Origin of the sequence: Streptomyces sp. SCPE 10, assembly GCF_051980735.1 — a bacterium.
GTDB classification, from domain to species: Bacteria; Actinomycetota; Actinomycetes; order Streptomycetales; family Streptomycetaceae; genus Streptomyces; species Streptomyces misionensis.
This window is the reverse complement of the sequence record NZ_CP197069.1, coordinates 7055182-7073613: the sequence shown is the minus strand read 5'-3', so window position 1 is coordinate 7073613 and position 18432 is coordinate 7055182. Positions and strand designations below refer to the sequence as shown.

16 protein-coding genes are annotated in these 18432 nt (G+C 73.7%); 9 read left to right on the top strand and 7 right to left on the bottom strand.

Going from position 1 to position 18432, the window contains the following annotated elements:
• Window positions 1-229: 229 nt before the first annotated feature.
• A complete protein-coding gene (locus ACSP97_RS32375; protein WP_440555547.1) occupies window positions 230-1297 on the top strand; it encodes a polyprenyl synthetase family protein in 1068 nt (355 codons plus the stop codon).
• A gap of 78 nt (window positions 1298-1375) precedes the next feature.
• Window positions 1376-2527, top strand: coding sequence for a glycosyltransferase (locus ACSP97_RS32370; protein ID WP_355329100.1), 1152 nt, complete (start codon window positions 1376-1378; stop codon window positions 2525-2527).
• Window positions 2528-2600: 73 nt separating this feature from the next.
• Here the strand turns inward: ACSP97_RS32370 and ACSP97_RS32365 are convergent, their stop codons facing one another.
• The 3 genes from ACSP97_RS32365 to ACSP97_RS32355 all read right to left on the bottom strand — a co-directional run bounded on the left by ACSP97_RS32365 (window position 2601) and on the right by ACSP97_RS32355 (window position 5316).
• The gene (locus tag ACSP97_RS32365; RefSeq protein WP_358269867.1) at window positions 2601-3560 is read right to left on the bottom strand and encodes a TauD/TfdA family dioxygenase; all 960 of its coding nucleotides are present in this window, start codon (window positions 3558-3560) and stop codon (window positions 2601-2603) included.
• Window positions 3557-4432 carry an enoyl-CoA hydratase/isomerase family protein gene (locus tag ACSP97_RS32360; protein ID WP_440555544.1) on the bottom strand — a complete coding sequence of 292 codons (876 nt, stop codon included), beginning with the start codon at window positions 4430-4432 and terminating at the stop codon, window positions 3557-3559. The genes ACSP97_RS32365 and ACSP97_RS32360 overlap by 4 nt, the downstream gene beginning before the upstream one ends.
• Window positions 4433-4539: 107 nt before the next feature.
• Window positions 4540-5316, bottom strand: a complete 777-nt coding sequence (locus tag ACSP97_RS32355) for a thioesterase II family protein (protein WP_355150592.1) — start codon at window positions 5314-5316, stop codon at window positions 4540-4542.
• 211 nt (window positions 5317-5527) lie between these two features.
• Here ACSP97_RS32355 and ACSP97_RS32350 point away from each other — a divergent pair, with 211 nt between their 5' ends.
• The 5 genes from ACSP97_RS32350 (at window position 5528) to ACSP97_RS32330 (ending at window position 11029) form a co-directional block, all read left to right on the top strand.
• Window positions 5528-6958, top strand: a complete 1431-nt coding sequence (locus tag ACSP97_RS32350) for an aldehyde dehydrogenase family protein (RefSeq protein WP_440555542.1) — start codon at window positions 5528-5530, stop codon at window positions 6956-6958.
• A 66-nt stretch (window positions 6959-7024) separates the two neighbouring features.
• Window positions 7025-8029, top strand: coding sequence for a terpene synthase family protein (locus ACSP97_RS32345; protein ID WP_358269864.1), 1005 nt, complete (start codon window positions 7025-7027; stop codon window positions 8027-8029).
• 28 nt (window positions 8030-8057) lie between these two features.
• Window positions 8058-8960: an oxygenase MpaB family protein gene (locus tag ACSP97_RS32340; RefSeq protein ID WP_355150598.1), complete on the top strand. Its 903-nt coding sequence runs from the start codon at window positions 8058-8060 to the stop codon at window positions 8958-8960.
• Between the two features lie 6 nt (window positions 8961-8966).
• Entirely contained in the window at window positions 8967-10001 is a 1035-nt protein-coding gene (locus tag ACSP97_RS32335; RefSeq protein WP_355329110.1) for a cysteine synthase family protein, read from the top strand.
• The gene (locus ACSP97_RS32330) at window positions 9998-11029 is read left to right on the top strand and encodes an ornithine cyclodeaminase (RefSeq protein WP_355150602.1); all 1032 of its coding nucleotides are present in this window, start codon (window positions 9998-10000) and stop codon (window positions 11027-11029) included. Before ACSP97_RS32335 ends, ACSP97_RS32330 begins: the two co-directional genes overlap by 4 nt.
• Before the next feature lie 62 nt (window positions 11030-11091).
• Here the strand turns inward: ACSP97_RS32330 and ACSP97_RS32325 are convergent, their stop codons facing one another.
• Window positions 11092-12261: an acyl-CoA dehydrogenase family protein gene (locus ACSP97_RS32325; protein ID WP_358269862.1), complete on the bottom strand. Its 1170-nt coding sequence runs from the start codon at window positions 12259-12261 to the stop codon at window positions 11092-11094.
• A complete protein-coding gene (locus ACSP97_RS32320; RefSeq protein WP_440555539.1) occupies window positions 12258-13493 on the bottom strand; it encodes a CaiB/BaiF CoA transferase family protein in 1236 nt (411 codons plus the stop codon). The genes ACSP97_RS32325 and ACSP97_RS32320 overlap by 4 nt, the downstream gene beginning before the upstream one ends.
• 231 nt (window positions 13494-13724) lie before the next feature.
• Between ACSP97_RS32320 and ACSP97_RS32315 the strand changes: the two genes are divergently transcribed.
• Both ACSP97_RS32315 and ACSP97_RS32310 read left to right on the top strand, forming a co-directional pair.
• Window positions 13725-15389, top strand: a complete 1665-nt coding sequence (locus ACSP97_RS32315; RefSeq protein WP_440555537.1) for a class I adenylate-forming enzyme family protein — start codon at window positions 13725-13727, stop codon at window positions 15387-15389.
• 33 nt (window positions 15390-15422) lie between these two features.
• Complete coding sequence (locus ACSP97_RS32310; RefSeq protein WP_355150610.1) at window positions 15423-16466, top strand: LLM class F420-dependent oxidoreductase; 1044 nt, start codon at window positions 15423-15425, stop codon at window positions 16464-16466.
• An 8-nt stretch (window positions 16467-16474) separates the two neighbouring features.
• Here the strand turns inward: ACSP97_RS32310 and ACSP97_RS32305 are convergent, their stop codons facing one another.
• Complete coding sequence (locus ACSP97_RS32305; RefSeq protein WP_355150825.1) at window positions 16475-17125, bottom strand: response regulator transcription factor; 651 nt, start codon at window positions 17123-17125, stop codon at window positions 16475-16477.
• A gap of 5 nt (window positions 17126-17130) precedes the next feature.
• Entirely contained in the window at window positions 17131-18348 is a 1218-nt protein-coding gene (locus tag ACSP97_RS32300) for a sensor histidine kinase (protein ID WP_435642529.1), read from the bottom strand.
• Between the last annotated feature and the right edge of the window lie 84 nt (window positions 18349-18432).

Below are 18432 nucleotides of genomic sequence, written 5' to 3'. Positions count from 1 at the left end.
AATTCCTCGCCATTCACCTACGGTTGCGCGGGAGGGGAATTCCTGCTCGCACAAGACACGGAAAAGAATGCGGTTCCCGGCGGACGGGGTCCGCGCGCTTCGAGGAGATTAGCCCGCCCCCGTCATACCGGCCTGGACAGCGGCTATACGTCAAGCTGCCCCTTTCCAGAGCGGCTTGGGTGTGCGAGAAAGGGCAGGTTGAGGTCGGCCCGGCAACAGGAGATCAACCATGTCCACAGCCCTTCCTACGAGCCGTCGAATCACCGGTGACACCGCCCGCGACACCCTCGATTTCCTCGTGGCCCGAGTGGAGCGGCGCATTCAGGAATTCCTCGCCGAGGAGCGCCGCGTCTGGGCGGAGCGCAACCCGGATTCCACGGAACTGATCGACTGCGTGGCCCGCATGGTGGGCAGTGGCGGCAAGCGATTGCGCCCGGCCTTCTGCGTCGCCGGATATCTGGCGGGCGGCGGCGATCCCGACGACGATGCCGTCGTGGACGTGGCCGCGGCCCTGGAGCTGCTGCACACCTTCGCGCTGTTGCACGACGACGTCATGGACGACTCGGAGCTGCGCCGGGGCGAGCCGACCGCGCACCGGGCGCACTCCGCGCTGCACCGGGAGCGCGGCTGGCGGGGCGAGCCCCGCCGGTACGGCGAGGGCGTCGCCGTCCTCGCCGGCGACCTCGCCCTGGTCTACGCGGAACGGCTGCTCGCCGACTGCCCGCCCCGGGCCCGCCGGGTCTGGGGCGAGCTGTGCACGGAACTGATGATCGGTCAGTTCCTGGATGTGCGGGCCGCCGCCCGGTTCGTGCCCGATCCCGAACTCGCCCGCTGGATCGCGCTGTTCAAGTCGGGCCGGTACACCGTCTACCGTCCGCTGGCGATGGGCGCCGAACTCGCCGGGGCCGGCGAGCTGCTGGGCCCGTTCGAGGAGTACGGGCTGGCCGTCGGCGAGGCGTTCCAGCTGCGCGACGACCTGCTGGACGCCTTCGGCAGCCCCGAGCTGACCGGCAAGCCGGTCCGACTCGACTTCCGGCAGCACAAGATGACGCTGCTGATGTCGTACGCGCTGCGCGACGACGCGGAGATCGCGGCCCTGGTCGGCGACGACCTGGCGGGCGCCGACCAGGAGCGCCTGCACGACCTGCTGCTGGCGAACGGCTTTCGCGACACCGTCGAGTCGGCCATCGCCGAGCGGCTGCGCAGTGCCGAGGAGGTCGCCCGGCGGGCCCTCGACCCCGACTGGTCGGCGCAGCTGTGCGCCCTGGCCCGGCAGGCCGTCCACCGGACCGGCTGACCGGCCGGCGCCCGCTCCCCCACCTTCCACCTGCCCCCACAACCACGTCCCCACCCCCGCATCGGAGGAAGAACCGTCATGCGCATCCTGTGCACCGTCACCGGTAAGCCCTCGCACGCGCGCGCCATGCTCCCACTGGCCCGGGCCTGCGCCGAGGCCGGTCACGAGGTGCTCGTCGTCGTCCCGCCGGAGCTGACCCATGTGTTCGCGCACGAGCCGGTCTCGGTCCTCGGCGCCCTGCCCGCCCCGGGCTCCTCGTCCCGGGTCGGCCCCAAGCTCGCCGACACCTTCCGGGCGCTGCTCCCGATCGCCCGTGACTTCGGGCCCGCGCTGATCCTGCGTGACGGCACGGAGTTCGCGGCGTCGTTCGTCGGCGAGGAGCTGGGCGTGCCGCATCTGCCGGTGCCCTCCGGCAGCGGCAACGTGTTCGACCCGGCCCTCGTCCTGGCGCCACTGAACGAACGCCGCGCGGAGGTGGGGCTGCCCACCACCGACGACCCGCACGCGATCTTCCGCTACGGGCGGCTGGACTGCATGCCCCCCGACCACAGCTTCATCGCCAATCCGACCCCGCACACCTTCGCCTACCGGCAGCCCGCCACGGTCGACCGGGACGAGCGCCTGCCCGAGTGGGTGGCCCAGCTGCCCACGGACAAGCCGCTGGTGGTGGCCGCGATCGGCACCGCGCTCCCGCAGTTCAAGGACCTGCGCCCGGAGGAGCACAACATCCCGCTGGACCGGTGGGCGAAGTACAACCCGACCACGCTCCTGAACACCATGGTCGCCGGCCTGTCGCGGGTCGACTGCGTCGCCGTGGTCGCGACCGGCGGCGTCCCGGTGGAGCGGGAGCGTGTCGCCGGCAACGTCCACCTGGTCGAGTCGTTCGCCCAGCCGCTGCTGTTGCAGTGCGCGCAGCTGATGCTCACGCACGGCGGGTACAACAGCATCCGTGAGTGTGTCGGGGCCGGGGTGCCGATGGCGGTGCTGCCCGTCTTCGGCGACCAGCCGCAGAACGCGGACCGGGTGGAGGAGCTGGGCCTGGGCGCCCGCATCCGGGACGTCGACGCCGCCGAGATCGCCAAGGGCTGCGAGCAGGTGCTCCAGGACCCGGGGTTCACCCGGCGGGCGCGGGGTGCGCAGCGCCGGATGCTGGCCCTGCCGAGCGTCGCGGGCGCGGTGGCGGAGCTGGAGCGGGTCGCGGCGGAGCGCTCACCGCTGCGCGGCGCGTAGCGCGCCCCGGTCCGCTGTGACGAAGCCCGCCGGTCGCACCGACCGGCGGGCTTCGTCGGGTGGTGCGCCGCGGCTACGACATGGCCACCAGGATCCGGCGCGCCCCCGTGAACGCCCGGCGGCCGTGCGCCACCGCGACGTTGTCCACGAGCAGCAGATCGCCCTCCTCCCAGGGCACGTCCACCGCCGAGCGCATGCCGACCTCCTGGATGTGCGTGATGTACGCGGCCGGGATGGGACTCCCGTCCGCGAAGGAGGCGTTCTGCGGCAGCTCCTCCTCGGGCAGGATCGCGGCGAGCGCGGCCGCGTCCTCGCCGAGGCCCGCGATGTGCCACTGGTCGGCCTGGTTGAACCACACCTCGGTGCCGGTGACCGGGTGTTCCAGGGTCGCCCGGCGCAGCTGCGTCACCCGCAGCGTGCCGTCCGGCCGCCAGCTCCACTCGGCCCCGGCTCGCGCCAGGAAGGCCTCGACCTCCGCGCGGTCCTCGGTCTCGAAGGTGGCCTGCCAGCTCTTGCCGAAGCCCACGCCGTCGTGCAGGTTCTGGGTGTAGCGGACACCGCCGGCGAAGGCCTCGCGCACCTCGGGGTCGAGGGAGTCGAGCCAGAGCCGGCCGTCGACCAGCGGGGTGGACCCGCCGGTCTCGGGCGCCACCTCGCAGTGGAAGAGGATCCGGGCGGGCCACGCGTGGGCGTACGACATCTCGTTGTGCATGGAGATGTCGTACTCGGCCGGGTACTCGGTCGACGTGTAGAGATTGCGGCCGACCTTGGTGCGCGGCGAGTTGCCGTGGACGTACGCCAGCCGCTCGGGCAGCAGGAGGTCGGCCACCGCGTCGTAGCCGTCGGTGCCGATGCCGAACCCGCGGAAGAAGACGGCGCGTTCGGCCACCAGGAGCCCGGCGACGTCGGCGTCGGCCAGGAACTCCCGCAGTCCTTCGGGGCTCGCGGCCACGCCGAGGTCGGCCGGGCGGATGATCCGGGGCCGCCAGGTGCCGGTGGCGGCGGTGGCGGGTGAGGTGTCGAGACGGGTCATGGTGCGTCCTTCCGTTGCAGCGGTACCCGGTTGCCCGCTTCGTTGGCGTGGCCCTCAGCCGCGAGAGCGCCGTCGAAGCGGGGCGGCCGACGGGAGCGGAACGCCGCCACGGCCTCGCGGACGTCCGGCGAGCGGGCGGCGACGACCTGTGCGGGCGCCTCCCGTTCCAGGGCGACCGCCAGCGAGGGGGCGTCGGTGTTGCTCTGCAGCACCTGCTTGGTGAGGCAGAGCGAGACGGGGCTGTTGGCCGCGATCTCCGCGGCCAGGTCCAGGGCGGCCCGCCGTGCCCCGCCGGGCTCGGTGACCCGGTTGGCCAGCCCTCGTTCGACGGCCTCGGGCGCCTCCACCCAGCGGCCGGTGAGCATCATCTCGGAGGCGAAGCCCAGGCCGGTGATCCTCGGCAGCAGCCAGGAGGCGCCCATGTCGCCACCGGACAGGCCCATCTTCACGAAGGCGGCACGGAACCGGGCCGCCGGGTCCGCCAGCCGGATGTCGGCGGCGAGCGCGAGCGAGAGCCCGGCGCCGATCGCGGTGCCGTCGACCGCGGCGATCACCGTCTGCGGCAGCTCCCGCAGCCCGGTGACCGCCGCCGCCTGGCGGTGCAGCAGGGCGAGCAGTTCCAGGGGCGGCAGGCCGGCGATCCGGTCCACCTCGCCGATGTCGTACCCGGCGCAGAACGTGCCGCCCGCTCCGGCCAGCACGAGGACGCGCGCCGACCGGTCCGCGCGCAGCTCGGCGCAGAGCGTGGTCAGCCGCGCGAACAGCTCCTCGTCGAGGGCGTTGCGGCGGGCCGGCCGGTTCAGCGTGGCGACCACGATCCCGGGGGCCGGCCGGTCCACCAGCAAGGTGGCCGGGGATTCAGCCGCGGCCATGCCCGACGGCGCCCCTTTCCTTATTGCGCACCGGAAAGACTCCTCTGACACAATTCACCAGACTCCTCGGGCGATGGTCCGGACGCCGTCCGTCCGGAAGAAATCACTCAACGCACGGCGGCGAGCCGTCCGGCGATATCCGCGACGACCTCCGCCTCCCGGTCCACGAGATAGAAGTGCCCGCCGGGAAAGACCCGGACGTCGAATTCGGTCGCGGCCAGGTCGGCCCACGCGGCGGCGTCCGCGACGGGTACGTCGGGGTCCGCGTCGCCGACACAGGCCGTCACCGGGGCCCGTACCGGCGCCGTGAGGCGCGGCCGGTAGGTCTCGATCAGCCGCAGGTCGGCGCGGAAGGAGGGCAGCAGCAGGGGCAGCAGCTCCGGGTCGGCGAGCACCGCCTCGTCCATGCCGCCCAGTTCCAGGAGGCCGGCCAGCAGCGCGTCGTCATCCCGAAGGTGGAGGTCCCTCTCGCGCCGCGGGCGGGTCGGCGAGGACTGGCCCGAGACGAACAGCCGGCTCGGCACGGCCCGGTGGAGGGTCTCCAGACGCAGGGTGACCTCGTAGGCGAGGGCCGCGCCCATGCTGTGCCCGAACAGCGCGACCGGCGCGTCGAACAGCGGCAGCAGGGCGCCCGCGAGGGTGTCGGCCAGCTCGCCCACGTCCTGCGGGCAGGGTTCGGCGAACCGGTCCTGCCGGCCCGGGTACTGCACCGCGACCAGCTCCACGTCGTCCGGCAGCGCGGCCGCCCAGCCGTGGAAGGCGCCGGCGGTGCCGCCCGCGTGCGGCAGGCAGACCAGCCGCAGCCGGGGGCCGGACACCGGACGGAACCGGCGCAGCCAGCGGTCGGCGGGGTGCACGGCGCGTACGGAGGGTGCGGGCGTCACGGGTGGCCATCTCCCGGGTCTTTTCGGCGTCATGACATTTCGAGGACCGCACTTTAATCACTTTTCCGCGGCCCGTCACCACCCTTTATGGGCGGCAGTTCTCCCGTACAGAATTCATCAAGCCGGCCCGGCGGAACCGTCCCTAGAGTGGACCGCAATCACTTCCGGAATTCCCCCCCATGGTCATGCCGCCGAAAGGGACTTTCACACCATGAGTTCACTGCCCCTGCGGTCGGTCTATCTCGGTGGCCGGTGGACCGCGCCGCGCGCCGCCGGGACCATCACCGTCGAGAACCCGGCGACCGGCGAGACGGTCGGCGAGGTGCCCGACTGCGGGAACGAGGACGTCCGGCGCGCGGTCGACGCGGCCCGCTCCGCCCTGCCCGACTGGTCCACGACCGGTCCGGCGGAACGGATCGCGGCGCTGTCCTCGCTGCGCGACGCCCTGACCAAGCACCACGAGGAGCTGGCCCGCACGGTCACCCGCGAGATGGGCTCACCGATCACCTTCTCCCGGCGCGTCCAGGCCGGGCTGCCCCTCAAGGTGCTCGACGGGTTCATCGACGCGCTGGGCGCCGCGCACGCGGAGGAGCGCATCGGGCACTCCCTCGTGGTGCGCGAAGCGGTCGGGGTGGTCGCCGCCATCACGCCCTGGAACTACCCGCTGCACCAGGCCGTCGCCAAGATCGGCGCGGCGCTCGCGGCCGGCTGCACCCTGGTGTTCAAGCCGAGCGAACTCGCCCCGCTCTCCGCGTATCTGCTGACCGAACTGATCGACGGCATCGGCCTGCCGCCCGGCGTCTTCAACCTGGTGCCCGGCCGGGGCGCGTCGGCGGGAGCCGCGCTGGCCGCCGACGACGGCGTCGACCTGGTGTCCTTCACCGGCTCGCTCGCGGCCGGCCGGGCGATCGGCGCGGCCGCGGCCGGCACCGTCAAGCGGACCTGCCTGGAGCTGGGCGGCAAGTCCGCCACCCTCGTCCTGTCCGACGCCGACCTCGCGGTCGCGGTCGAGGACGGCGTGCACAGCGCCCTGCACAACGCCGGCCAGACCTGCTCCGCCCGCACCCGGCTGCTCGTGCCGCGCCACCGGCTGGACGAGGCCCTCGACGTGGCCCGCTCGGTCGTCGCCGGCTATGTGCCGGGTGATCCGCAGGACCCGGCCTGCCGGCTGGGGCCGCTGGTGTCCGCCGGGCAGCGCGAGCGCGTCCTCGGCCATCTGGCCCGGGCCGCCGCCGACGGCGCGCGCCGGGTGACCGAGCCCGACCCGGCGATCCGCCCGTCAGGCGCCGGGCACTTCGTGGCCCCGAGCGTGTGGACCGAGGTGTCCCCCTCCTCCGCCCTGGCCCGGGAGGAGATCTTCGGCCCGGTCCTCGCCGTCCTGCCGTACGACGACGACGCGGACGGCGTCGAGCTGGCCAACCGGTCCGCGTACGGCCTCGCGGCGACCGTCTGGTCCGCCGACGTCGAGCGGGCCGTCTCGGTGGCCCGCCGCCTCCAGGCCGGCCAGGTCGACGTCAACGGGGCGAAATTCAACGCCGCCGCGCCCTTCGGCGGCTACAAGCAGTCCGGTCACGGCCGGGAGCTGGGCCACCACGGCATCCAGGAGTTCCAGGAGGTCAAGTCCCTCCAACTGCCCGCGTGACGCCCCTTCCAGCCTGCCCCCGCCAACCTTCCGCCACCGACGACGGGTGACAACGTGCCCCTGCGCATGCCCCACATCCATGTGGAATTCCCTGCCGAACTCAGCCCGTACGCCGACGACGCCGAAGCGGGCACCCGCGCCTTCGTGGCCCGCTACGGCCTGGTGCCCGACGAGGCGGCGCGCCGCCACCACGAACGCTCCCTGCTCGGCACGCTGATGGGCCGCGCCTATCCGCACGCCGGTGCCTTCGAGCTGCAGCTGGTCACCGACTGGATCAGCACCATGCTGGTGCTGGACGACCAGTTCGACGAAACGTCGCTCGGCACCGACCCGGCGCGGTTGCGCGAGGTGTGCGCGGAGGTGCTGGGCTGGTTCACCGCCGACGGCTCCGTTGACGAGTCCGTCACCCCCCACCACTCGATCACCAAGGTGTTCCGGCCGGCCTACGCGGACCTGTGGCGCCGTACCGTCCCCCTCACCTCCCCGGCCTGGCGCACCCGGCTCGCGGGTCATGTCGCGGACTTCTTCGAGACCTGCGCCTGGGAGTCGGAGAACCGGCTCACCGGGCGGGTGCCGGAGCTGGACGAGTACATCGCCAGGCGCGGCCGGGCCCTGATGCCCTATCTGGACCTCATCGAGGTCACCACGCACTCCGAGGTGCCCGAGGAGATCTACCGCCTCCCGGAGTTCGCCGAGATGAACGCGGCCCTGTCCGACGCCGACCTGTGGACCAACGACCTCTTCTCCTGCGAGAAGGAGGCGCTGCTGGGCGACCCGCACAATCTCGTCCTGGTCCACCAGCACGCGCACGGCACCGATCTGCAGACCTCCGCCGACGCGGTGGGCGCGATGATCCAGGGCCGCTTCGACCGGTTCACCGAGCTGAGCGCGCACTTCGCGGACGGGCTCACCGCCGGGCAGCGTGCCCTGTTCCCGGCGGACCGGCTGGCGCGGCACGTCGCCGGGCTGCGCAGCTGGCTCACCGGCCAGCTCAAGTGGCGTTTCGAGACGCTCCGCTTCGACCCCACCCGGCCCGAGGTGGCCGGCGCCACCGGGTCCACACCGCTGTAGCCGCCCTCCCACCGTGAACGGGGTACGGATGCGAGACCGCTTCGCGACACTCAGACACCTGGAAAGCCTCGATCCGAAGGCGGACCACGAGGAGATCCACCGCATATCCTCCGACCGCGAGTTCCCCTGGGACTACGGCCGGGGGCTCGAAGTCGCCATCTGGCGCACCTGCTGCGTGCCCGCCATCTCCGAAGTCCTCGACGGCTCCGGAGAGTTCGCGCTGCGGGCACAGAAACGCTACGACGACACCCGCATCCTCCTCGGCGAGATGGTCCGCGGCGGGTACGACTCCGCGCGCGGCCGCCAGGCGCTGCGGCAGATCAACAACGCGCACCGCAGGTTCGACATCGCGAACGAGGACATGCTCTACGTCCTGTCCACGTTCGTGTTCGAGCCGGTGCGCTGGATCGACCGCTGGGCCTGGCGCCCGACCAGCGAGACGGAGCGGCTGGCCGCGTTCTACTTCTTCGCCAACGTCGGCAAGCGGATGAACATCCGGGACATCCCCACCGACTATCCGACGTTCGAGGCGTTCAACCGGGAGTACGAGCGGGCGCGCTTCGACCGGGCGCCGAGCAACCACCGCGTGGGCACGGCCATCATCGGCCTGTACGCCTCCTGGTACCGGCGCCCGGTCCGGGACCTGGTCTGCGCCACCCTGCCGTGCCGGCTGGACGACCCCGCGCGCGACGCCCTCGGCCTGGACCGCCCGGCGCGCTGGGCCCGCGCCCTGCACCACGCCGGGCTGCGTGGCCACGCCCGTGCCGAGCGGCTCGCCCCACAGTTGATGACCCGGCTGATGACCCGGCCCACCGCCCGCACGTACCCCGGCTATCCGGCGGGCTACGACCTCGCCGATATCGGCCCGCACCGCACCGCCCCACCCGTACGGCAGCGGCCGGCGGCCGGTACCCAGACCACCGAGGACTGAGCATCCATGACGGAACCCACCGCGCTCGCGGTGCCCGCCGGCTCGGTCGGCATCGGCAACACCCCGCTGCGTCCCGTGCGGATCGCGCTCGGCGACCGCACCGTCCGCGTCTGGCTCAAACTGGAGTCGGAGAATCGCTTCGGCTCCATCAAGGCCCGCACCGCCGAGGCCCTGCTGGCCGCTTTGGAGGCGTCCGGAGCGCTGCGTCCGGGCATGCGTGTGGTCGAGTCGACCTCCGGCAATCTCGGGGTGGCGCTCGCCGGACTGTGCGCGGAACGCGGCTACCGCTGCACGCTGGTGGTGGAGCCCACCACGCCCCGCAGCAGTGTCGAGCGGATGACCGCGTTCGGGGCGGACCTGGTGATCGTGCGCGAGGTCCCGGGCGGCCGGACGCTGGGCGCGCGGCTGGCCGCCGTGCGCGAGATCCTGGCGGCGGACCCGGTCGCCGTGTGGAGCAACCAGTACGCCTCGCCCGCCAACCCCGGCGTGCACGAGTGGCAGACCGGCCCCGAGCTGGTCAAGGGGGCACCGGACGGGCACTTCGACGCCGTCGCCGTGGCCGTCTCGACCGGCGGCACGCTGGCCGGCCTCGCCCGGCACTTCCGGGGCAACGCGCCCCGGACCCGGATCATCGCGGTGGACGCCGTGGGCTCCTCCGCGCTCGGCGGTGCCCCCGCCGACCGGCCCCACAAGCTGATGGGTTTCGGGTCCGGGCAGGTCTCCGGGTTCATCGAGCCGGGCCATGTCGACCACGTCGTCCGGATCGGGGACACGGCGGCCGCGGCGGCCTGCTCCCTGGTACGGCGGCACACCGGGATCTCGCTCGGCGGCAGCGGTGGCGCCGCGGTGCTCGGCGCGGTCGTCCGGGCCCGGCTGGACCCGGCGCTGCGGGAGATCGCGTGCGTCTGCCCGGACAGCGGGGAGAAGTACCCCCAGCTGCACGGCGCGGAGGGCGCCGGCGCTCCCGAGTCCGACGAGGAGATCCGCGCGGCCCTGGCCGTGCTGAACCACATCCACCCCGAAGAGAAGACGGACCGATGACCGGACTCCCGGACGACACCCTCACCTATCTCGACAGCGCCGACGTGCGACGGCTCACCGCGGACCTGCCGGTCGTCGACCTCGCCCACGAGACCCTGCTGGCCTACGCCCGCAAGGAGGCGGGCCTCGCCCCCGAGGCCGCGCTGCGCTGGACCACCGGCTCGGGCGCCGCCGCGCGCAGCCTCATCCTGCCGGGCTGGTCCGGGGACAGCTACGGCTGCAAGATCATCAACGCCTCGCTCGGCAACCATCTGCTCGGACTGCCGCGCGCGGCGGGCCTGATCGTGCTGTACGACCCCGAGACCGCGCGCCCGGTCTGCATCATGGAGGGCGGCCGGATCAGTGCGCTGCGCACCGCCGGGGTCTCGATCGCCGCCGTCCGGGCCGTGCGGGACACGGCCGGGATCAGGCGGGTGGCCTTCCTCGGCTGCGGCCGGCAGGCCGAGGTGCACCGTGAACTGCTCGCCACCGCCTGCCCCGGCGTCGAGGAACTGTATCTGTACGACCAGGACCCGGCGCGGGCCGGCGAGCTGGCGGCCGTCTGGCGCGCGGCCGACCCGGCGGTCACCGTGACCGCGGTGCCCGAGCCCCGCGACGCGGTCGAGCGGGCCGAGCTGACCATCGCGGTGACCACCACCACCGAGCCGTACGTGGAGCTCGACTGGGTGCCGGCCGGCGGGACGTTCGTCAACGTGTCGCTGGACGACGCGGCCGAGAGCCTGCTGCTGGGCTGCGACCACCTCTTCGTCGACGACTGGGACCTCGTCGTGGACGACGACCACCGCCTGCTCGGCGTCCTCGCGCGCGCGGGCCGGGTCACCGGCCCCGGGGCGTGCGCGCCGGGCGACGGCCGCGCGGTGGACGCCGCCCTGCCCACCCTGCTCTCGGGCGGTTACCACCGCCGCGTCGGGGACCGGGAGCGGGTGGTGATCAACCCCTTCGGCATGGGCGTGCAGGACATCGCGGTGGCCGCCGCGGTGTTCGAGCGGGCGCGGGCCCTGGGCGTCGGGGTGCCGCTCGCCCGCTGACCCCGCACTCGCACGACGAGGCCCCGCGGATCGCGGGGCCTCGTCGTGCCGGAACCGGTGGATCAGTAGGACTTGGGCAGCCCGAGCGTGTGGTGGGAGACGAAGTTGAGGATCATCTCCCGGCTGACCGGGGCGATCCGCGCCACCCGGGAGAGGCCCAGCAGGGAGGCGAGCCCGTACTCGGCGGTGAGCCCGTTGCCGCCCAGGGTGTGGATCGCCCGGTCGACGGCGCGGGCGCCCGCCTCGGCGGCGGCGTACTTCGCCATGTTCGCGGCTTCGCCCGCGGCCAGATCATCGCCGACGTCATAGAGTTCGGCCGCCTTGCGGGTCATCAGCCGGGCGAGTTCCAGTTCGATGTGGACCTCGGCCAGCGGGTGCGCCACCGCCTGGTGCGCGCCGATCGGCGCCGACCACACCTGGCGGGTACGGGCGTAGTCGACCGCCTTGGCCAGGGCGTACCTGCCCATGCCCACCGCGAACGCGGCCATCATGATCCGCTCGGGGTTCAGGCCCGCGAACAGCTGCCGGAGGCCCGCTTCCTCGTCGCCGACAAGCGCGTCGGCCGGCAGCCGCACCTCGTCCAGGAACAGCTGGAACTGCCGTTCCGGTGCGCTGAGTTCCATCTCGATCTGCCGGAACTCGAAACCCGGGGCCGTGCGCGGGACGACGAACAGGCACGGCTTGAGCCGGCCGGTGCGCTCGTCCGCGCGGCGGGCGACGACCAGGGTCGCGTCGGCCTCGTCCACTCCGGAGACGAACACCTTGCGGCCGGTCAGCAGCCAGTCCGTGCCGTCCCGGCGGGCCGTGGTGGTCAGCCGGTGGGAGTTCGAGCCCGCGTCCGGCTCGGTGATGCCGAACGCCATCCGGGAGGTCCCGGCGGCGAGCCCGGGCAGCAGCCGGCGCTTCTGCTCCGCGGTGCCGAAACGGCCGATGACCGTTCCGCAGATCGCGGGCGAGACCACCAGCATGAGCAACGGGCTGCCCGCGGCGCCCAGTTCCTCCAGCACGATGGACAGCTCGGTGATGCCCTGTCCCCCGCCGCCGTACTCCTCGGGCAGATTGACCCCGAGGTAGCCCAACTTCCCTGCCTCGGCCCACAGTTCCTCGGGGTCGCGCGGGGCCGTGGCACCGGCGCCCCGGCCCCGGGCGAAGGCGGCGACGGCCTCGCGCAGCGCCCGCCGCTCCGTGGTCTCGGCGAAGCCGCTCGCGGCCCGGTCGCGGACGTCGCTCATCGCTTCGGCTCCTGTTCCCGTGCCGGTTCCCGTTCTTCCCGTGCGGGTTCCGGTTCGCGTTCCCGTGCGCGTTCCCGTTCGCGTTCTCGTTCCAGTTCGCCGAGGATCTCGGCGGTGTGCTCGCCGTGCGCCGGGGCGGCGCGGCGCAGCGAGTCGAGGCCGGCGCCGAAGCGCACCGGGAACCGCACCTGCCGGCGGGGCTCCGCGTGCGGCGAGCCCGGCAGGACGCCCACCAGGTCGCGGGCCGCGACATGCTCGTCCGCGAGGAACTCCCCGGGCGTCTCGTACACCGGCGCCCACGGAAGGTCCAGCGGGGCCAGCCGGGCGCACCACCAGGCGAGGTCCCGGCGGGCGAACACGTCCCGCAGGAGCTGTGCGACCCGGGTGCGGGCCCGGGTGCGGTCGGCGCGGCGGTCGTACCGGTCGTCGTCGAGCTCGGGGAACTCGCCGGCGAACGCCTCGCGGAACACCAGCCAGAACTTGTCCTCGAAGGTCGCCAGGGCGATCCGCCCGCCGTCGGCCACGGTGAACAGGTCGTTGTCGCCGGTGACCAACGGGCTGTCGGCGGGATCTGCCAGCCCCAGCAGGGGCAGGGCCAGCGGTCCCGCCCAGCCGGCCGCCGCCTCGTGCAGCGACACGTCCAGGTGCTGGCCCTCCCCCGACTCCCGGGCCGCGGCGACCGCCGCCGTGAGCGACAGCGCCGCGTACATCGCGCCCGCGAGGTCGGCCACCCGCACCCCGACCCGGTCGACGGACTGCCCCGGGCGGTGGGGCACGGCGAAGAACCCGGACAGGGCGAGGAAGTTGAGATCGTGGCCGGGCCGGCCGGCGTAGGGGCCGGTCTGCCCGAAACCGGTGATCGAACAGAGCACCACCCGCGGGTTCGCCGCCCGCAGCCGCTCGTAGCCGAGCCCCATGCCCGACAGCACACCAGGCCGGTGACTCTCCACGACCGCGTCGCAGCGCTCCACCAGCCGCAGCAGCGTCTCGCGCCCGGCCGCGTCCCGCAGATCGAGGACGACCGACCGCTTGTTGCGGTTCAGGGCCGCGAACGTGACGGGGTCCACCAGCCGCCCGTAGTCGCCGCCGCCGGGACTCTCCACCTTGATCACATCGGCGCCGAGGTCGGCCATCAGCACCGTGGCGAACCCGCCCGGCAGCAGCCTCGAAAGATCGAGGATCCGCAGCCCGGCCATCCCGGGCCCCCGGTCCGCCGTCGCGTCCCCGCCCATCGCACCTCCCGTTCGCCGCGCACCCACCGAGGGCGCACACGCGGGTGCACGCTACCGACGCGCCGCGGCCGGGCCCTGGACGGGAACTGGACGCAAGCTGCCTCCACCCACCGGCTCCCTCCCGGGAGGGAGCCGCTTCCAGCCGCCGGGGGATCCGTCGGGGGCGCGCTGCCGCTTGGCTCGGTACGGCACCGAGAAGCGCCGTCCGCACCCGTCGAGGAGAGCCCGCCCATGCGCACGATCACCGCACCACCGGCCGACCCCGCGCTTTTCGAGTCGCTCCGGCCGGCGGACACCACCGTCCCGCTCTCCTCCCACACCGTCGGCTCCCTGCTGCGCGAGGTCGCCGCCGAGCGGCCGGACCGCATCGCCCTGGAATCGGTCCCGCAGGGCGGTGGGACGCCTCGCCGCCGGACCTACGCCCAGTTGCTCGCCGAGGCCGAGGGCGTCGCCGCCGGACTGCGCGAACGCGTCGGCCTCGGCGCCCGGGTGGCGCTGTGGGCGCCGAACGTGCCGGAGTGGCCGGTGATCGAGTACGCGGCCGCGCTGGCCGGAGTGACCCTGGTGACCCTCAACCCCGCGTTGCGCGCCGAGGAGTTGGACCACGCCCTGCGCACCTCCGGGGCACAGGTGCTGCTGCACGCGGACCGCAGCCGCGACTACGACATGGCCGAGGTGGCCCGCACCGTCGCGGCCGGTCTGCCCGGGCTGCGGCACGTCCTGTCGCTGAGTGAGCCCGGAGCGCTGCGCGGGAGCGCGCCGCTGCCCTCCCGGGAGGAGATCGTCGCGGCCGGTGTGCCCGCGCAGATCCAGTTCACCTCGGGTACCACCGGCGCTCCGAAGGCCGTCCTGCTGTCCCACCGGTCGGTGGTGAACGTCGCCCGGCTGACCTTCGAGGGCCTCGGCGTCCGGGACGGTGCGACGGTGGTCTCGCCGCTGCCGATGTTCCACACCGCGGGAGCCGTCATCTCCTGCCTGGGCCCGCTGTGGTGCGGGGGCACCTTCACCCTGCTGGAGCGGTTCGAGCCCGCGGTCCTCCTGGAGGTGCTGCGCCGCTCCCCCGGCGCGGTGCTGACCAGCGTGCCGACCATCCTCACCGCGCTGGGCAACGCCGCGCGGGCCGCCACCGGCGCACCCGTCCGGCTGTCCGCGGTCCTCACCGGCGCCGCCCCGGTGCGCGCCCAGCTCATCACGGAGACCGAGGAGCTGTTCTCCACCACCGTCTTCAACCTCTACGGGCAGACGGAACTCGCCTCCGTGCTCACCCTGACCCGGCCCGGCGACAGCGCCGAGGAGAAGACGAGCACCGTCGGCCGGCCGCTGCCGCACGCCTCCTGCAAGATCGTCGACCCGGACACCGGACGCGTCCAGCCGCTGGGCGTCGTGGGCGAGATCTGCGCCCGCGGCTACCAGCAACTCCTGGCCTACCACGGCGATCCCGCCGCCACCGCGCGCAAGGTGGACGCGGACGGCTGGGTGCGCACCGGCGACCTCGGCTCGATGGACGCCACCGGTGCCCTGCGCATCGAGGGCCGGCTCGGCGACCTCGTGATCCGCGGCGGGGAGAACATCGCCCCCGGTCCGATCGAGACCTTCCTCAGCACGCTGCCCGGGGTGCGCGACGCCGTCGTCGTGGGGGTCCCGGACGATCTCTGGGGCGAGGTCGTCGCCGCCGTGCTGCTGCCCTCGTCGGGCGAACAGGCGCTGCCCGACCCGGAGTTGCTGGCAGAACGCTGCCGGGAACGGCTGTCGCCGCACACGGTCCCCACGCTGTGGTTCACCGCGGACGCGCTGCCGCTGACCGCCTCCGGGAAGGTCCAGAAGTTCCGGGTGCGCGAGCTGATCGCCCAGGGCGCCCTGACCCGCCTGGGCACCCCCGCCGCCCGCACCCGCTGACCCGCGCCCCTCCTTCCGATCGGAGTCGTTGCCATGAAGATCTCCATGCAGCTCAAGTACGACGGCGACATCGTGGGCGCCGCGGCGCAGGTCACCGAACTGGAACGGGCGGGGCTCGATCTCATCTGGGTGCCCGAGGCGTACGGCTACGACGCGCCCAGCTTCATGGGCTTCCTCGCCGCCCGCACGGAGCGGGTGGAGATCGGCTCCGGCATCCTGTCGGTGTACAGCCGCACCCCCGCGCTGCTGGCGATGACCGCCGCCGGTGTCGACGCCCTTTCGGGCGGACGCTGCCACCTCGGGCTCGGCTCCTCCGGTCCGCAGGTCGTCGAGGGCCTGCACGGGGTGCCGTTCACCGCCCCGGTCACCCGCACCCGCGAGACGATCGAGGTGATGCGGGCGTTCTGGAAGCGGGACAAGCCCGTGAGCTACGAGGGCGCGTCCGTGCGGCTGCCGCTGCCCGAGGGGCAGGGCAGCGGCCTCGGCATCCCCATGCGGCTGCTCACCCCTGCGGTGCGCCCGTCGGTCCCGGTGTGGGTCGCCGCGCTCGGCCCGAAGAACGTCCGGATGGTGGCCGAGACCGCGGACGGCTGGCTGCCGATGTTCTTCGTGCCCGAGTGGTGCGACCAGGTCTGGGGGCCGGCGCTCCGGGCCGGCGCGGCCGCCCGCGACCCGCGGCTCGGCCCGCTGCGGATCTCGGCCGGCGGACTGCTCGCCATCGGCCCGGACGCCGCCCGCGCGCGGGAGCTGGCCCGGGGCCAACTCGCCCTGTTCATCGGGGGCATGGGCGCCCCCGGTCACAACTACTACCACGACCTGGTCGCCCGCTACGGCTACGCGAAGGAGGCGGAGACCATCCAGCGGCTGTTCCGGGCGGGCGACCGGGCGGGGGCCGCGGCCGCCGTCCCCGACGCGCTCCTGGAGGCCACCACGATCTGCGGCCCGGAAGGCTATGTGCGGGACCGGCTGGCCGCGTACCGCGAGGCGGGCGTGACCCACCTCCAGGTCGTGCCGGTGCCGCGGGACGGCGAGAGCGAGGCGTCCGTCGTCGCCCGGCTGAAGGAGATCACCGGCTGACCCGCCGCTCACCGTGGTTCGATGAACCCGGACTCGTAGGCGATCACCACCGCCTGTGTGCGGTCGCGCGCGCCCAGCTTGGCCAGGGTGCTGCTGACATGGGTCTTCACGGTCTGCACTCCAAGGAAAAGCTCCTCGGCGATCTCCGTGTTGGACATGCCCCGCGCCATCAGCCGCAGCACCTGCGCCTCCCGCGCGGTGAGCTGGGCACGGGCCAGGGCGTCGCCGGAGCCTGGCCTCCGGCGCCCGGAGACCAGGGTGCGCAGGGCGGCGGGGAAGAGCACCGAGTCCCCGGTGGCCACGGTGCGCACGGCCTGGACGATCTCGGCCGGCCGGGAGCGTTTGAGCAGGAAGCCCGACGCTCCCTCCTTGAGGGCCTCGTAGACGTAGTCGTCGTGCTCGAACGTGGTGATCACCAGGACCCGGGGCGGTTCCGGGACGGCGGCCAGCAGATCGCGGGTCGCCGTGATGCCGTCGACCCGGGGCATCCGGACGTCCATCACGACCACATCCGGGCGCAGCCGGCGCACCAGAGCGATCACCTCGGAGCCGTCGGACGCCTCGCCGGCCACGGTGATGTCGGGGCTGTTGCCGAGGATCGCGGCCATGCCGGCCCGGACCAGTTCCTCGTCGTCGACCAGCAGGACGGAGATGGGCATCGTGGTCATGACTCCAGCCGCAGGGGAAGGCGCGCGCTGACGATCCAGCGCCCGGACTCGGACCGTGCCGTGGCCCGGCCGCCGAGCAGCGCGGCGCGCTCCCGCAGGCTGCGCAGCCCCTTGCCGGTGCCGTGCGCCCGCCGGGTGCCGGGCACGAGCGTGTTGGTCACGCAGAGGTCGACGTGCTCGTCGGTGAGGTCGAGGACGACGTCCACGGGGGCGCCGGGCGCGTGCTTCATCGCGTTGGTGAGCGCCTCCTGGAGGATGCGGTACGCCTCCCGGGACACGACCCCGGGCACGACGGCGACGTCCTCGGCGGTGCGGGACCGCACGGTGGCTCCGGCCGCCCGGCTGGCCTCCAGCAGCTGGCCGATGTCCGCGAGGGTGGGCCGGGCCGTGCGGGCCGCGGGCCGTTCCGCCTCCTTCAGATGGCCGAGGGTGCGTTCGAGGTCGTCCATGGCGCGGCGCCCGGTCTCCTCGATGGAGGTCAGCGCACGGATCGCGAAGTCCCGGTTCACATCGATGAGTTCGCGGGCGGCACCGGCCTGGAGGACGGTCGCCGTCAGGGCGTGCCCGATGGAGTCGTGCAGTTCCGCGGCAAGCCAGTTGCGCGCCAGCAGCTCGTCGGCCAGGCGCTCGGCCTCGGCCAGCCGCTCGGCCGTGGAGGGACCCAGCAGTCTTCTGGCGACGGCGAGCTGGAGCTGTCCGGCGCCGATGACCACCCCGGCGATCAGCAGCAGGGCCGGCGGGACGAGGGCCAGCACCCAGGTGCGCCCCGGACCGCCCCGGATCTGCACGCCGAGTACGGTGCTGGTGCGTTCGAGGGCGGGCACGGTGGCCAACGTACCGGTGACGGACAGCAGTTGGGCGAGGACGCTGGCGACCAGCAGTCCCCACCAGGCGCGTACGACCAGCCAGACACCGGTGCGCCAGCCCGCCGCCAGGCCCCTGGCCGGGGCGAGCCCGATCTGCCCCTCGCTGGAGGGGACCAGCATCATCCGGGCCTGCAGCCCCTCGGCGTGCCGCACCGCGGGCACCAGGCCGAGGAGCAGCAGCAGGGGCACCGGCACCACGGCGGCAGCGGCCAGGGTCGTCGGCAGCGAGGGCGAGAAGCCCGGGTAGACGAGGACGCACACCGGTCCCACGGCCGCGCCGATGAGCACGTGCAGGGCGCGGGAGTAGGTGGCGCCCCTGGTCAGGGCGGCGTAGAGCTTCAGATGCACGACGCGGTCCCCCGCCGTCTCCCTCTCAGGGGGGACGCCGTTCCCGCCGCCGGGGGATCCGGTGGCGGCGGCGTGATGGTTCGC

Bases quoted from the DNA above. Each gene is read 5' to 3' on its own strand.
- ACSP97_RS32375 (WP_440555547.1), top strand. From the start codon at position 230: ATGTCCACAGCCCTTCCTACGAGCCGTCGAATCACCGGTGACACCGCC.
- ACSP97_RS32370 (WP_355329100.1), top strand. From the start codon at position 1,376: ATGCGCATCCTGTGCACCGTCACCGGTAAGCCCTCGCACGCGCGCGCC.
- ACSP97_RS32365 (WP_358269867.1), bottom strand. From the start codon at position 3,560: ATGACCCGTCTCGACACCTCACCCGCCACCGCCGCCACCGGCACCTGG.
- ACSP97_RS32360 (WP_440555544.1), bottom strand. From the start codon at position 4,432: ATGGCCGCGGCTGAATCCCCGGCCACCTTGCTGGTGGACCGGCCGGCC.
- ACSP97_RS32350 (WP_440555542.1), top strand. From the start codon at position 5,528: ATGAGTTCACTGCCCCTGCGGTCGGTCTATCTCGGTGGCCGGTGGACC.
- ACSP97_RS32345 (WP_358269864.1), top strand. From the start codon at position 7,025: ATGCCCCACATCCATGTGGAATTCCCTGCCGAACTCAGCCCGTACGCC.
- ACSP97_RS32340 (WP_355150598.1), top strand. From the start codon at position 8,058: ATGCGAGACCGCTTCGCGACACTCAGACACCTGGAAAGCCTCGATCCG.
- ACSP97_RS32335 (WP_355329110.1), top strand. From the start codon at position 8,967: ATGACGGAACCCACCGCGCTCGCGGTGCCCGCCGGCTCGGTCGGCATC.
- ACSP97_RS32330 (WP_355150602.1), top strand. From the start codon at position 9,998: ATGACCGGACTCCCGGACGACACCCTCACCTATCTCGACAGCGCCGAC.
- ACSP97_RS32325 (WP_358269862.1), bottom strand. From the start codon at position 12,261: ATGAGCGACGTCCGCGACCGGGCCGCGAGCGGCTTCGCCGAGACCACG.
- ACSP97_RS32320 (WP_440555539.1), bottom strand. From the start codon at position 13,493: ATGGGCGGGGACGCGACGGCGGACCGGGGGCCCGGGATGGCCGGGCTG.
- ACSP97_RS32315 (WP_440555537.1), top strand. From the start codon at position 13,725: ATGCGCACGATCACCGCACCACCGGCCGACCCCGCGCTTTTCGAGTCG.
- ACSP97_RS32310 (WP_355150610.1), top strand. From the start codon at position 15,423: ATGAAGATCTCCATGCAGCTCAAGTACGACGGCGACATCGTGGGCGCC.
- ACSP97_RS32305 (WP_355150825.1), bottom strand. From the start codon at position 17,125: ATGCCCATCTCCGTCCTGCTGGTCGACGACGAGGAACTGGTCCGGGCC.